This window comes from Xylanibacter ruminicola 23, assembly GCF_000025925.1.
Classification (GTDB): Bacteria; Bacteroidota; Bacteroidia; order Bacteroidales; family Bacteroidaceae; genus Prevotella; species Prevotella ruminicola.
Genome location: NC_014033.1, coordinates 2,764,374 through 2,779,125 on the forward strand (window position 1 = coordinate 2,764,374; position 14,752 = coordinate 2,779,125).

Genomic DNA, 14,752 nt, shown 5'->3' on the forward strand with positions numbered 1-14,752 from the left:
TAACGTAGAATTTGCAACAAATAAGTAAAAAAGGTGTAACTTTGCACCCGATAACAATTATGCAACAACCAAACTTAAATGACATGAAGAAAATTCTATCGACCATTTTGCTGACACTGATCGGCACAGTAGCGATGATGGCACAGATGCAGATGCCATCAATTCCCGTAGATCCCGATGTACGCATCGGTAAACTTGACAATGGATTAACCTATTACATCCGTCACAACAACTGGCCTGAGAACCGTGCTGAGTTCTACATTGCTCAGAAGGTAGGTTCTATCCAGGAGAATGACGATCAGCGTGGTCTGGCTCACTTCCTTGAGCACATGGCCTTCAACGGATCAAAACACTTTAAAGGCAACGAGCTGATTCGTTGGTGCGAGAGCGTAGGTATCAACTTTGGTGGTGACCTGAACGCCTACACATCAATCGATGAAACCGTATATAACATCAGTAACGTTCCTACCACACGTGAAGGTATCGTAGACTCTTGTCTGCTGATTCTTTACGACTGGGCCGACGGACTGCTGCTGGAGCAGGAGGAGATTGAAAAGGAGCGTGGTGTGATTCACGAGGAGTGGCGCCTGCGCACCAGTCCTATGATGCGTATGCTTGAGCGTGACCTGCCCAAGCTTTATCCAGGTTCAAAGTACGGCCATCGTATGCCTATCGGTCTGATGGAGATTATCGACAACTTTGAGCGTCCATTCCTGCAGTCATACTACGAGAAGTGGTACCGTCCCGACAATCAGGGTATCATTGTAGTAGGTGATGTAGATGTAGATCAGATTGAGAAGAAGATCAAGGATCTGTTCTCATCTATCGTACTGCCAGAGAACCGCACACTCGTTACCAAAGAGTCGGTGCCCGACAATGCCGAGGCTATTTACGTTATCGACAAGGATAAAGAGCAGCGCACCAACGAGGTGATGATTATGATGAAGCATGAGGTTTTCCCCGACACACTGAAGGGTACTCTTACCTACATGCTGACCGACTATCTGAAAGATGCATGTATTTTGATGCTTAACGACCGTTTGAAGGAGTATGCCGAGAAGCCCGAGAGCCCATTCCTGAGCGCAAGAGCTGCTGACGGCAGATACATACTCTCAAGCACAAAGGATGCCTTTGAAATAGACTTAAGTCCTAAGGACGGCCAGATTGAAGCAGCTGTTACTGCTGCCCTCACCGAAGCACGCCGTGCTGCAGAGTTCGGCTTTACAGCTACAGAGTACAACCGTTTCAAGCAGAACTACACCAGTCAGCTTGAGAAACAGTACTCAAACAAAGACAAGCGTTACAATTCGCAGTTTGTAAATCAGTGTGTTCAGAACTTCCTGAACAATACTCCAATGCCAAGCATTGACTACACCTATACCACCATGAAGCAGATTATTCCAGTGCTGCCTCTGGAGGCCATCAACGCCCTGATGAAGGAGTTGATCCTGACCAACGACAGTAACCTGGTGGTATTCAGTATGAACACAGAGAAGGAGGGTTCAGCATATCCTACAGAGGAGAGCATGAAGAAGGCTATTGCCGATGCACGTTCGGCCCAGATCGAGGCCTACGTTGACAATGTAAAGGACGAGCCACTGATGACCACCATGCCTAAGAAGGGTAGCATCAAGAAAGAGACCAAGAACGACCAGTTCGGCTACACCGAGCTGACTCTCTCTAACGGTGCAAAGGTTATTCTGAAGCAGACCGACTTCAAGAAGGATCAGGTACTGCTGCGTGGTGAAGGATTTGGAGGTTCAGCCCTCTATGGCGAGAAAGACTTTGCCAACATCAAGATGTTCGACGATGTGATTGAAGCCAGCGGTCTGGGCAACTTCTCACACACTGAGCTCGAGAAAGCTCTTGCCGGTAAGATTGCCAGTGCATCTATCTCACTCGGAACTAACCGCCAGAATGTAAGCGGTAGCTCTACACCAAAGGATATTGAGACCATGTTGCAGTTGGTTTACCTTTATTTCACCAACATTGCAAAGGACCAGAAGTCGTACGACAACCTGATGCAGACCACAGAGGTTAGTCTGAAGAACCGTCTGCTGCAGCCCGAGGCTGTACTTCAGGATTCACTGACTGCCACCCTGACCTGCAACAACCCACGCAACAAGGTGCTGACAACAGCCGATTTGACTAAGGTTAACTACGATCGTATCCTCGAGATGGCCAAGGAACAGACAGCCAACGCTGCTGCCTTTACCTTCACCATCATTGGTAACTACGACGAGAGCACTATCCGTCCACTTATCGAAACCTATCTGGCATCACTTCCTGCCAAGAAAAAAGTGGTAAAGAGTCCAAAGGTATCAACCCTCTTCAAGGGTGTTGCCATCAACAACTTCAAGCAGAAGGCTGAAACACCAAAGGCCTTTGCCGTTATGCAGTGGTACTCAGAAGATATTCCTATGACAGCAGAGAACGATATCAAAATTGACATGGCTGGACAGATTCTCAGCATGGAATATCTGAAAAAGATTCGTGAAGATGCCAGTGCCGCCTATACCGTACAGGCAATGGCCGGCGTTGAGCGCAACGACTTTGAGACTATCGCTCAGATCCTTGCCGTTTGCCCCATGAAGCCAGAGAAGGCAGATACTGCCATCATGATTCTGCGCGATGAGGTGACAGCTATGGCCAAGACCTGTGATGCAGAAAAACTGCAGAAGGTAAAGGAGTACATGCTGAAGAGTCATGGCGACCAGGTAAAGCAGAACAGCTACTGGCTGAGCATCATTAATGGCTGGCGCAAGTATGGCATCGACTTCCACAGCAATTATGAGAAGCTGGTGAACGCACAGACACCTGAAAGCATCAGTGCCCTTGTAAAAGAGGTTCTGAAGTCGGGTAACCGTGCCGAGGTGATCATGCTGCCCGCAGAGTAAAATTTAGAATTAAGTATTTAGAATTAAGAGAGAATGAGTTATCTATTTTCGTCAGAATCAGTATCTGAAGGCCATCCCGATAAGGTGGCCGATCAGATTTCTGATGCAATACTTGACCAATTCCTGGCTTACGACCCGAAGGCACGCTGTGCCATCGAGTCGTTTGTCACTACAGGTCAGGTTGTAATCATGGGTGAGGTTCGCAGTGATGTGTACATCGACCTGCAGACTATGGCCCGCAAAACAATTAAGCGCATTGGCTATACCAAAGCAGAGTATCAATTCGACGGCGATTCATGCGGAATCCTGAGTGCCATCCACGAGCAGAGTGCCGACATCAACCGCGGTGTTGACAACGGCAACGAAGACGAACAGGGCGCTGGCGACCAGGGCATGATGTTCGGTTACGCCACCAATGAGACTGAGAGCTACATGCCCGTAAGCCTCGATCTGGCACACCTCATTATGCGTACCCTGGCAGATATCCGTAAGGAGGGTAAGGAGATGACTTACCTACGCCCCGACTCTAAGAGTCAGGTAACTGTACAATATTCAGACGAGGGTATCCCTGAGCGTATCGACACCATCGTGGTATCAACCCAGCACGACGAGTTCGACGAGGACGAGAAGATGCTGGCCAAGATCAAGGACGACGTCATCAACATCCTGATTCCACGTGTAAAGAAGCAGATTCACTCACAGAAGGTACTCGACCTGTTCGGACTCGACATCAAGTACTACGTTAACCCAACAGGTAAGTTCGTGATTGGTGGTCCTCACGGTGATACAGGTCTGACTGGTCGTAAGATCATTGTCGACACCTATGGTGGTAAGGGTGCACACGGAGGTGGTGCCTTCTCGGGTAAAGACTCATCGAAGGTTGACCGCAGTGCCGCATACGCAGCCCGCCACATTGCCAAGAACATGGTTGCAGCAGGTGTTGCTGATGAGATGCTGGTACAGATAAGCTACGCCATCGGTGTGGCTAAACCTATGAACATCTATGTAAACACCTACGGTCGCAGCAACGTGCAGATGAGCGATGGCGAGATTGCCAAGAAGATTGAGAAGCTCTTCGACCTGCGTCCAAAGGCCATCGAGCGTACCCTGAAGCTCCGTCAGCCTATGTACAGCGAGACAGCAGCCTACGGACATATGGGACGTAAGTGCGAGGTAGTACAGAAGACTTTCACCAGTCATTATCACGAAACAAAAACGATGAATGTAGAACTGTTTACATGGGAGAAGCTGGACCGTGTAGACGATATCCGCAAAGAGTTCGGACTGTAATCAGATATGCTGCAAAACGATAGCATCCTAACTACTATAACATCCGCCCCCGGAGATACGGTGGCAGTTCATACGGCGAAACCGCAGACACCCTACGAGGTGCTGCGGTTGTTGCCTAAAGATGCTACGCCTGCCCAACAGGACTCGGCTATACAAGAGTGGTTTGAACCCAAGGAGATTCATTACAGCAGCAGACCTGATACACTGCACCTACCAGGACAAGAGATACCTCGCGACCTGAAGGAAGTGAGTTTGCCGAACTATTACCGCGAGAACTTTTTCTCGAACAACACGATGTATCATCCGGAACTGAATGTAGAGCGTATTGGCGTTTCGGGCGCCCCTATCCCCTACACCATTCAGAACGACAGCTTTGTTACTGGCATTCTGATTTTCTGTTTCCTGCTGATAACATTCACCTTATCGCGCATATCAGGATTTATCATCAAGCAGACCAAGCATTTCTTCTCGCCATCCAAGTCGGTCCAAATGCTCGACGAGACAGGCAGCGAAATCAAATTTCAGTTCCTATTCCTGTTTATCACCTGTCTGCTTTATGCACTGCTATACTATTTCTACACCAACCATTTTGTGGCTAACACCTTTGTATTCTCATCCGAATACACGCTGCTATTCATATACGGATTGAGCATACTGATTTATATGTTAGGCAGAATGATATTGTATTCGATAGTGAACAGTGTATTCTTTTCAAAGAAAGAAAATTTACAATTCCAAGGGTCATTACTACTCATAACATCACTCGAAGGGGTAGCATTATTCCCATTGGTATTACTATTGGCATATTTCCAGTTTTCACTCCAAAATGCCATCTATTATACCGCAACTATCGTTATTTTTGCTAAAATTCTCACATTTTATAAGTCTTATGTTATCTTTTTTAATCAAAAAGGAGGTTTTCTGCAAAATATTTTGTACTTTTGTGCCCTCGAAATGATACCTTTAATTTCGCTCTGGAGCGGATTGCTGGTAATAACTGAGAATTTGAAAATAAATATTTAGGACACATATGCTCAAAAAGATTTTGGTTTCACAACCTAAGCCAACAAGTGAGAAGTCGCCATATTTCGATATTGCGAACAAGTTTGGTGTTGAACTGGTTTTCCGTCCTTTCATCAAGGTCGAAGCAATCAGCTCTAAAGATTTCCGTGCACAAAAGGTAAACATCCTGGATCACACTGCCATCGTATTTACCTCGCGTCATGCCATTGACCATTTCTTCAACATGGCCAAGGAGCTCAGAATCAACATTCCTGAGGACATGAAGTATTTCTGTGTTACCGAGACTATTGCTTTGTACATCCAGAAATATGTGCAGTACAGAAAACGCAAGATCTTCTTTGGTGAGACTGGTCGTATCGACGATCTGATTCCTACCATGGTTAAGCATAAGACCGAGAAGTATCTTGTTCCACTGAGCGATGTACATACCGACAGTCTGGCCAACCTGCTCGACTCTAAGAAGCTGCAGCACACCGAGTGCGTCATGTACAAGACTGTGAGCAACGATTTCACTGAGGAAGAGGTTAAGAACTTCGACTACGACATGCTGATTTTCTTCAGCCCTGCCGGAATCGAGTCGCTGACCAAGAACTTCCCCAACTTCAAGCAGGACAAGATTGCTATCGCCACTTTCGGTCCAGCAACAGCAAAGGCTGCCAAGGAAGCCGGTCTGCGCTTGGATATCGAGGCTCCTAACGAGAAGTATCCATCAATGACAGGTGCTCTGCAGCACTACCTGTTTGAAATACAAGACTAAGAATTGATGACGACAGCGCCTACCTTCAGTAAAGAGGAGCGCATCGTCAGCAACCTGCTGATAGAAACGCTCTTTGAGAAAGGCAATAGTCATTCGCTGACTGCTTATCCTCTAAGGGCTGTTTTTCTTAAAACAGAACACCATGAGGGGTGTGCCCCTGTGCAACTGCTCATCAGCGTGCCTAAGAAACGCTTTAAGCACGCAGTTGACAGAAACAGGGTGAAACGCCAGGTACGTGAGGCCTACCGCAAGAACAAATCACTGCTCGAAGGTAAGGTAAACGAAGACGAGATGCTCTTGATAGCCATCATTTGGCTGACCGACAAACACTTCCCAACACTTGATGTTGAGAAGAAGATGATAAGCCTCATGAAGCAGATTGCTAAAGACAAAGCATGAAGAGACTGATACATCTCATTTCGTGGCTGTTGGTATTACCTATCCGCTTTTACCAAATGGCCATCTCTCCGCTTTTAGGACCTTCGTGCCGATTCACTCCCACATGTAGCGAGTATGCCAAGCAGGCCATCATGAAGCACGGCCCCATCAAGGGCTTAGGATTGGCCATCTGGCGCATATTAAGATGCAACCCATGGGGCGGTTCAGGTTACGACCCCGTTCCTTAGTAAAGAAAGAATAAAGAAATAATATTTTAGATAAAGATGAAGAACTTTGTAGAAGAACTGAAATGGCGTGGTATGCTGGCACAGATGATGCCAGGTACAGAAGAACTGCTCCAGAAAGAGATGGTTACAGCCTATCTGGGTACCGATCCTACAGCCGATTCGCTGCATATCGGACACCTTTGCGGTATCATGATGCTCCGCCACCTTCAGCATTGCGGTCACCGTCCTGTTATTCTGGTAGGTGGTGCCACAGGTATGATTGGCGACCCATCGGGTAAGAGCCAGGAGCGTAATCTGCTTAACAACGAAACACTATATCACAATCAGGAGTGCATCAAGAAGCAGGTTGCCAAGTTCCTCGACTTCGAGTCGAAAGAACCAAATGCTGCACTGATGGTTAACAACTACGATTGGATGAAGGACTTTACCTTCCTTGATTTTGCACGCGAGGTTGGTAAGCACATCACCGTTAACTATATGATGGCTAAGGAGAGCGTACAGCAGCGTTTGAACGGTACTGCCCGCGACGGTCTGTCGTTCACAGAGTTCACCTATCAGCTGCTGCAGGGTTACGACTTCCTGTATCTCTACCAGCACTACGGCGTAAAATTGCAGTTGGGTGGTAACGACCAGTGGGGTAACATGACTACCGGCACTGAGCTTATCCGTCGTACTCTAGGCAATGAGGTTGAGACCTTCGCTCTCACCTGTCCACTGATTACCAAAAGCGATGGTAAGAAATTTGGTAAGACCGAGAGTGGAAACATCTGGCTCGATCCTGTTCGTACCACACCATATAAGTTCTACCAGTTCTGGCTGAATGTAAGCGACGACGATGCCGAGCGTTACATCAAGATTTTCACATCACTTGAGAAGGACGTTATCGACGCCCTGATTGAGGAGCACAAGCAGGATCCTGGTCGTCGTGTTCTGCAGAAGCGTCTGGCTGAGGAGGTTACCGTACTGGTACACTCAAAGGAGGCTCTCGACACTGCAATCGAGGCATCAAACATCCTGTTTGGCAAATCAACCAAGGAAGGCCTTGAGAAGCTGGACGAGCAGACACTGCTCGATGTATTCGACGGCGTTCCCCAGTTCGAGATTTCTAAGGATCAGCTTGGTCAGCCCGCTATCGAGCTGCTGACAACCGTTGCACCTGTATTCCCATCTAAGGGCGAAATGCGTAAGATGGTTCAGGGCGGTGGTGTATCGCTGAACAAAGAAAAGATTACAGATCAGAACCGCGCTATCACAGCCGAGGATCTGATTGATGGCAAGTATCTTTTGGCCCAGAAAGGCAAAAAGAACTACTACTTGCTGATCGTTAAATAATATTTGGCTGCAAAATTTGGTACTTAGAAAAAAACTTCGTACCTTTGCAGCCAAATATTCTTGGACGATGGTGTAATGGTAACACTACAGGTTTTGGTTCTGTCATTCCCGGTTCGAATCCGAGTCGTCCAACTACTAAGAACATTTTTCTAAAACAAACAAATTATGGCAAATCTATTTTCATTAGAGGGTAAGAACGCCTGGATTACTGGTGCATCTTACGGTATTGGTTTCAACATTGCTAAGGCATTTGTTGCTGCTGGCATCAAAACCATCATCTTCAACGACATTAACGAAGCTGCTCTGCAGCGTGGTCTCGACAACTACAAGGAGGCTGGTATCGACAACGTTAAGGGTTATGTGTGCGACGTGACCGACGAGAACGCTGTAAAGGCACTCGTTGAGAAGATTCACGCTGAGGTTGGACAGATAGACATCCTGGTGAACAACGCCGGTATCATTAAGCGTATCCCTATGCACGAGATGAAGCGCGCCGAGTTCCAGCAGGTTATCGATATCGACCTCGTTGGTCCATTCATCTGCTCTTCAGCTGTTATCCCTGAGATGATGGAGCGTCGCGAGGGTAAGATCATCAACATCTGCTCTATGATGAGTGAGCTGGGCCGTGAGACTGTATCTGCCTACGCTGCTGCTAAGGGTGGTTTGAAGATGCTTACTCGTAACATCTGCTCGGAGTATGGTGAGTATAACATCCAGTGTAATGGTATTGGCCCTGGCTATATCGCTACCCCACAGACAGCCCCATTGCGTGAGCGTCAGCCAGACGGAAGCCGTCATCCATTCGATTCATTCATCTGCGCTAAGACACCTGCCGGTCGCTGGCTCGATCCTTCAGAGTTAGGTGGTCCTGCTGTATTCCTGGCTTCACACGCCTCGGATGCCGTAAATGGTCACGTGCTTTATGTAGATGGTGGTATCTTGGCTTATATCGGCAAGCAGCCTAAATAAGCACATTATACATATATAACAATAATGGGGACCCTGAAAAGGATCCCCATTAAATTTTTATTTACAATCGACTTACTTGATAGCGTCAGCAAGCTCAGCACCAGCCTTGAACTTAGCAACCTTCTTAGCAGCAATTGTAATCTTCTGCTTTGTCAGAGGATTGATACCCTCACGAGCAGGACGCTCGTTTACGCTGAATGTACCGAAACCTACGAGAGCAACCTTGTCGCCCTTAACGAGAGCGTCCTTAATAGCTACTACTGTTGCGTCGAGAGCTTTCTTAGCGTCAACCTTTGAGATGCCAGCACTTGCTGCAATCTTCTCTACCAATTCTGTTTTGTTCATAATCTTAAAAAATTTAATGAAATATTTAATAGTAATAACTGTTGTATAGTCGAAAACTTTGGCAAATATAAGGGAAAGTATTTAAAGAAACAACAAAAAAACAGAAAAATTTCACTTTTTAATAAAAAATAGTTGTTATCGAGGGCATTTTGGCCTAAAAAAGAGATTATTTTAGTAATTTTGCACCCGATAGATGCCAAAAGGCGCTCATTATAAAAAGTAATAATAGATAAATAGTAAACGATATGATGTTCCGCATACCAACCATCACAAAGAATCTGCTTATCATTAACCTGATAGCATTCTTAGCCACGGTAGTACTACAACTGCGTGGTATCGATCTGGCCGACATCGGTGGCCTGCATTTCTTCATGGCCAACGATTTCCACCTGTATCAGTTTGTCACCTACCTGTTCCTGCATGCCAACTTCATGCATATTCTCAGTAATATGTTCGGCTTATGGATGTTTGGTTGTGTGATAGAAAATGTATGGGGCCCCAAGAAATTCCTTTTTTATTACATTACTTGTGGTATAGGTGCCGGATTCCTGCAGGAAATCGCGCAATTGGGCCAGTTCTATATGACCATTAACGCACAAGACCCGACAGTAACTTTTGGCGAGATATTTGCCATCGGTCAGCAACTGAGCAGTCAGCTCAACGCCTGGACCACCATTGGCGCCTCTGGTGCCGTTTATGCCGTGATCTTAGCGTTCGGTATGACATTCCCCAACGAGCGTCTCTTTATCATCCCATTCCCATTCCCCATCAAAGCCAAATGGTTTGTATTGGGTTATGTAGCTATCGAGTTCTTCTCGGCATTAGGAACCAGTGGCGATGGCGTAGCACACACAGCCCACTTAGGTGGTATGCTGTTCGGATTCCTGATGATTCGTTATTGGAACCGTCATCCCAACTCCGGCTTCGACCGTGGTCGCGGTATGCAGTTCTTCGACAACCTGAAGCGCAACTTTGAACAGCGCCAACACCATCAGGGCAGCGGGTACAGCAATCCCAACATGCACGTAAACAGAGGTGGCGGTTCGAAAGAAGATGATATGGAGTATAATGCCCGTAAGCGCCAGAACCAGGAAGAGATAGATGCCATTCTTGATAAAATCCGCAAGAGTGGCTACGACAGTCTGACAAAAGAAGAGAAGAAAAAACTCTTCGATGCAAGCAACCAATCATGATCAAGCAACTTAAGACCATAACGGTAAACCTTATCGCAGGCGCCAATGTGGCTACTGTACTGCTGATGATACTGGCGGGCTATGCCGACCGTATCAATCCTGTAGAGCACCCCATGCTTTCGTGTATGGGTATGGCTTTCCCTGGCTTCCTGATTGCCAACCTGCTATTTCTGTTCTTTTGGTTGACATTTAAATGGAAGAAGGCCTGGATCCCTGTCGTAGGCTATGTGATAGTATATGGCCCTATCACGCTCTATATGCCGCTACACATCTCGCAAACGCCCCCAGAAGGCACCATCAAGCTGATATCCTACAACGTATGTCAGTATGGCGGCAACTACAAATATGAGCAAGGCTTTGAGAAGGTACATGAATACCTGACAGAGCAGGATGCCGATATTGTTTGCTTACAGGAAGATGTCGATACCTGGCGCAGATATGTGAAACAATGGTACGAGAAAATCTACCCTTATAACGATACCACCATCTTTAACCCTCAGGATGCCTGCATCAATGGTGTTGGTATCCATACTAAGTACCCGATTATCAGGAAGGAACGTATCCCCTACGAGTCGTCAGGCAATGGTTCTGTAGCCTACTTCCTCCAAGTGGGTAACGACACCGTACTGGTGATTAACAACCACTTAGAAGGTACACATCTTTCGAACGAAGACCGTGATAAATACAAACAGATGATTAGCGGTAAAATGAAGAAATACACCGCTAAGGCCGAAACGCTGTTCCTTATCGAGAAATTAGGCAAATACGCCGCCAAACGAGCACCTGAAGCCGAAGCTGTCCACGACTATATCGAGGCACACCGACATTACCCGATTATCGTGTGTGGCGACTTTAACGACAACCCCATTTCGTACTCGCGCCGTACCATCGCACAGGGGTTGACAGACTGCTACCAGGAGACCGGAAAAGGCATCGGTTTGTCATATAATCAGAAAGGTTTCTTTGTACGTATCGACCATATTTTAGTATCCGACCACTTTGAACCCTATAACTGCCATATTGATAGTAAAATGGACGCAAGTGACCATAATCCTATCATCTGCACCCTAAAAATGAAAAGTAATCAATAAAAATGAGTGAATTTTTGCCAATAAATTTTTCCTTGTGTAAAAAAATGCCTATATTTGCACGCTATTTTATACGCGAACAGAAAATAATATAAATAAATAATAATTAAAAACAAAATGCAAAACAAAGGAATTGTAAAATTTATCGCAGTGCTTCTGATTCTCGTGTGCTGCTTCTACCTTTCCTTCTCGTTCGTAACACGCCACTACGAAAGTAAGGCTGCTGCTATGGGCGAAGAGGCAGGTGCGGAGTACCTCGATTCAATCAACAACGAGAAGGTGTACATGGGTATCTATTCTCTGAAGCAGTGCCGTGAGATGGAGATTGGCCTGGGTCTTGACCTGAAAGGCGGTATGAACGTTATTCTTGAGGTATCAGTACCTGATGTGGTTGACGTATTGGCCGACCACAAGACTGACGCTGCCTACAAGAAGGCCATGGAGCTGGCTAAGAAGGAAGAGGAGACCAGTCAGAACGACTTCATCTCTCTGTTCGTGAAGTATTGGAAACAGGAGGGCAACGGTCGTCCACTTGCTGCTATCTTTGCTACCCAGCAGATGAAGGGCAAGGTTAGCACATCATCTACCGACTCACAGGTAGAGGCTGCGCTGCGTACCGAGGTACAGAGTGCCGTTGATAACTCATTCAATGTAGTTCGTAACCGTATCGATAAGTTCGGCGTTGTTCAGCCAAACATCCAGAAGCTCGAAGGCCAGAGCGGTCGTATCATGGTAGAAATGCCTGGTATCAAGGAGCCAGAGCGTGTACGTAAGTTGCTCCAGGGTTCAGCTAACCTTGAGTTCTGGGAGACCTACAACTCACAGGAGGTTACTCCTCTGCTGGCTCAGCTTAACCAGCGTTGGGCTGCTCAGGGTGGTGTTGACGTAGCCGACACAACTGCTGTTGACAGCGCCGCTACTGCTGCTGTTGCCGATAGCGCTAAGACTGCTACAGGCGACCTGGCTGCTAAACTGGCTAAGAAGGACAGCAAGGACAACAAGGCTGTTGAGATGGCTAAGAAACAGAATCCTCTGTTCTCTATCTTCCAGCCTACACAGGGTAACACCCTCGCTGTAGTTGGTTATGCTAACGCTCGCGATACTGCCGAGATTAACAAGATGATCTACTCTGACCTCGCTGGTCGTATCTTCCCTGCTGAGCTGAAGCTCCGTTGGGGTGCTACACCTGAGGACTTCGGAGGCCAGAATACTAAGGGCGACATCTTCGAGCTCTATGCTCTGAAGGTTACTGAGCCTTCAGGTCGTGCTCCACTGGAGGGTGATGTTATCACCGGTGCCAAGGACGACTTCGACCAGATGGGTCACCCCTCTGTATCAATGCAGATGAACTCTGACGGTGCTCGTCGTTGGAGCCAGATTACCAAGCAGAACATCGGTAAGGCTGTAGCTATCGTGCTCGACGATGCCGTTTACTCTGCTCCACGTATCCTTACTCAGATTGACGGTGGTAACTCTCAGATTACTGGTAACTTCACCATCGAGGCTACTAAGGACTTGGCTAACACACTGAACTCAGGTAAGATGCCTGCTCCTACCCGTATCGTACAGGAGGAGGTTGTAGGTCCTTCACTGGGTGCTCAGTCAATCCAGCAGGGTATTATCTCATTCGTAGTAGCTTTCGTACTGCTGATGATCTACATGATCATGCTTTACGGCTTTGTACCAGGTCTCCTCTCGGATATCGCTCTGCTGTTCAACCTGTTCTTCACACTGGGTATCCTTACCTCGTTCCAGGCCGCTCTTACAATGCCTGGTATCGCCGGTATCGTACTGACTCTGGGTACCGCTGTAGATGCTAACGTGCTTATCTACGAGCGTATCAAGGAGGAGCTGAAGAAGGGTCTTGGTGTAAAGGAGGCTCTGAACAAGGGTTACTCTAACGCTTTCAGCGCTATCTTCGACTCTAACTTCACTTCATTGATTACCGGTATCATCCTGCTCTACTTCGGTACAGGTCCTGTTAAGGGCTTCGCTACCACATGGATCATTGGTATCGTTATCTCATTCTTCACAGCCGTTTACCTCACTCGTGTAGTTTACGATGCTATGCTGTCAAAGGATAAGTGGACTAACCTCACCTTCGTAACAGGTTACTCTAAGAACCTGATGCAGAACGCTAAGTACAACTTCATGGGCGCTTACAAGAAGACCTATGCTCTCTGGGCTGCTGTAGCAGTAGTTTGCATTGGTTCGTTCTTTGTTCGTGGTTTGAGCCAGAGCATCGACTTCACTGGTGGTCGTAACTACGTTGTAACACTCGACAAGCAGACTCCAGTTGAGGAGGTTCGTAAGGCTATGGCAGGTGCATTCATCAACACTATCGGCGAGAAGGCTAACCAGGAGGCTAACACCTCTGTTATCGCTCTGGGTACTGACGGTAAGACTGTTCGTATCTCTACAAACTGGGATATCGAGTCAAACAATCCTGAGGTTGACGACAAGGCTGAGAACATCCTGTTCGCTGCCCTGAAGAAGGCTGGTCTCGTAAGTCAGGAGAACGTTGAGGCATTCAAGAATCCTGATGTTCGCGAGGGTGGTTCAATCATCAGCTCTGCTAAGGTAGGTCCTTCAGTTGCTAAGGATATCACACATGGTGCTATCATCAGCGTATGTATCGCTCTGATTGCTATCTTCCTCTACATCCTGCTGCGTTTCCGCAACCTCGCCTTCTCTGTAGGTGCTGTTGTGGCTCTGGCTCTCGACGCTCTGCTCGTAATTGGTGTTTACTCACTGTGCTGGGGTTGGGTTCCAATGTCGCTCGAGATCGACCAGGTATTCATCGGTGCTATCCTGACCGTTATCGGTTACTCTATCAACGATAAGGTGGTAGTATTCGACCGTATCCGTGAGAACCTCGGTCTGTATGGCAAGCGCGACCGTCAGCAGTTGTTCAACGACTCACTGAACCAGACACTGGCTCGTACCATCAACACCTCTGTAACCACACTGATCGTGCTGTTGGCTATCTTCATCCTTGGTGGTGATAGCATCCGCTCGTTCTCTCTGGCTATGATCCTGGGTGTTGTATTCGGTACTCTGAGTTCGCTCTTCATCGCCGCTCCTACAGCCTTCCTTTGGATGGGCCGTACTATCAAGGAGGACGACGTTGAGGTTGCTGAGAACAAGTAATCATACAATCGCATATAAAAAAGAGCTGCGTTCCTGATGGAATGCAGCTCTTTTTTCGTACCCCGACCGCGAATCGAACGCG

The 14,752-nt window shown here is 47.3% G+C and carries 12 protein-coding genes and 1 tRNA gene; 12 read left to right on the forward strand and 1 reads right to left on the reverse strand.

Annotated elements, in window-relative coordinates:
• Nucleotides 1–83: 83 nt before the first annotated feature.
• The 9 genes from PRU_RS11820 (at nt 84) to PRU_RS11860 (ending at nt 8,894) form a co-directional block, all read left to right on the forward strand.
• Nucleotides 84–2,897 carry a M16 family metallopeptidase gene (locus PRU_RS11820; RefSeq protein WP_041386844.1) on the forward strand — a complete coding sequence of 938 codons (2,814 nt, stop codon included), beginning with the start codon at nt 84–86 and terminating at the stop codon, nt 2,895–2,897.
• A gap of 33 nt (nt 2,898–2,930) precedes the next feature.
• Nucleotides 2,931–4,187, forward strand: a complete 1,257-nt coding sequence (gene metK / locus PRU_RS11825; protein ID WP_013064279.1) for a methionine adenosyltransferase — start codon at nt 2,931–2,933, stop codon at nt 4,185–4,187.
• A gap of 6 nt (nt 4,188–4,193) precedes the next feature.
• Nucleotides 4,194–5,210 (forward strand): DUF4271 domain-containing protein, encoded by a 1,017-nt coding sequence (locus PRU_RS11830; protein ID WP_013063643.1) that lies wholly within the window; start codon nt 4,194–4,196, stop codon nt 5,208–5,210.
• Nucleotides 5,211–5,217: 7 nt separating this feature from the next.
• Complete coding sequence (locus PRU_RS11835) at nt 5,218–5,967, forward strand: uroporphyrinogen-III synthase (RefSeq protein WP_013063921.1); 750 nt, start codon at nt 5,218–5,220, stop codon at nt 5,965–5,967.
• Between the two features lie 6 nt (nt 5,968–5,973).
• Nucleotides 5,974–6,366, forward strand: coding sequence for a ribonuclease P protein component (rnpA, locus tag PRU_RS11840; protein ID WP_013063323.1), 393 nt, complete (start codon nt 5,974–5,976; stop codon nt 6,364–6,366).
• The gene (gene yidD / locus PRU_RS11845) at nt 6,363–6,593 is read left to right on the forward strand and encodes a membrane protein insertion efficiency factor YidD (RefSeq protein WP_013065440.1); all 231 of its coding nucleotides are present in this window, start codon (nt 6,363–6,365) and stop codon (nt 6,591–6,593) included. Before rnpA ends, yidD begins: the two co-directional genes overlap by 4 nt.
• Nucleotides 6,594–6,629: 36 nt before the next feature.
• On the forward strand, nt 6,630–7,925 hold the full coding sequence (gene tyrS / locus PRU_RS11850; protein ID WP_013064850.1) for a tyrosine--tRNA ligase: 1,296 nt from the start codon (nt 6,630–6,632) through the stop codon (nt 7,923–7,925).
• 61 nt (nt 7,926–7,986) lie between these two features.
• Nucleotides 7,987–8,057: transfer RNA gene (locus PRU_RS11855), tRNA-Gln, on the forward strand.
• 33 nt (nt 8,058–8,090) lie between these two features.
• Nucleotides 8,091–8,894, forward strand: coding sequence for a gluconate 5-dehydrogenase (locus tag PRU_RS11860; RefSeq protein ID WP_013065004.1), 804 nt, complete (start codon nt 8,091–8,093; stop codon nt 8,892–8,894).
• 72 nt (nt 8,895–8,966) lie between these two features.
• Here the strand turns inward: PRU_RS11860 and PRU_RS11865 are convergent, their stop codons facing one another.
• Nucleotides 8,967–9,239, reverse strand: a complete 273-nt coding sequence (locus tag PRU_RS11865; protein ID WP_013064050.1) for an HU family DNA-binding protein — start codon at nt 9,237–9,239, stop codon at nt 8,967–8,969.
• Between the two features lie 248 nt (nt 9,240–9,487).
• Between PRU_RS11865 and PRU_RS11870 the strand changes: the two genes are divergently transcribed.
• The 3 genes from PRU_RS11870 to secDF all read left to right on the forward strand — a co-directional run bounded on the left by PRU_RS11870 (nt 9,488) and on the right by secDF (nt 14,670).
• A complete protein-coding gene (locus PRU_RS11870) occupies nt 9,488–10,432 on the forward strand; it encodes a rhomboid family intramembrane serine protease (RefSeq protein ID WP_041386845.1) in 945 nt (314 codons plus the stop codon).
• Nucleotides 10,429–11,523, forward strand: coding sequence for an endonuclease/exonuclease/phosphatase family protein (locus tag PRU_RS11875; RefSeq protein WP_013063845.1), 1,095 nt, complete (start codon nt 10,429–10,431; stop codon nt 11,521–11,523). Before PRU_RS11870 ends, PRU_RS11875 begins: the two co-directional genes overlap by 4 nt.
• Nucleotides 11,524–11,637: 114 nt before the next feature.
• Nucleotides 11,638–14,670: a protein translocase subunit SecDF gene (gene secDF, locus PRU_RS11880; RefSeq protein ID WP_013064972.1), complete on the forward strand. Its 3,033-nt coding sequence runs from the start codon at nt 11,638–11,640 to the stop codon at nt 14,668–14,670.
• The last annotated feature ends 82 nt before the right edge of the window (nt 14,671–14,752 follow it).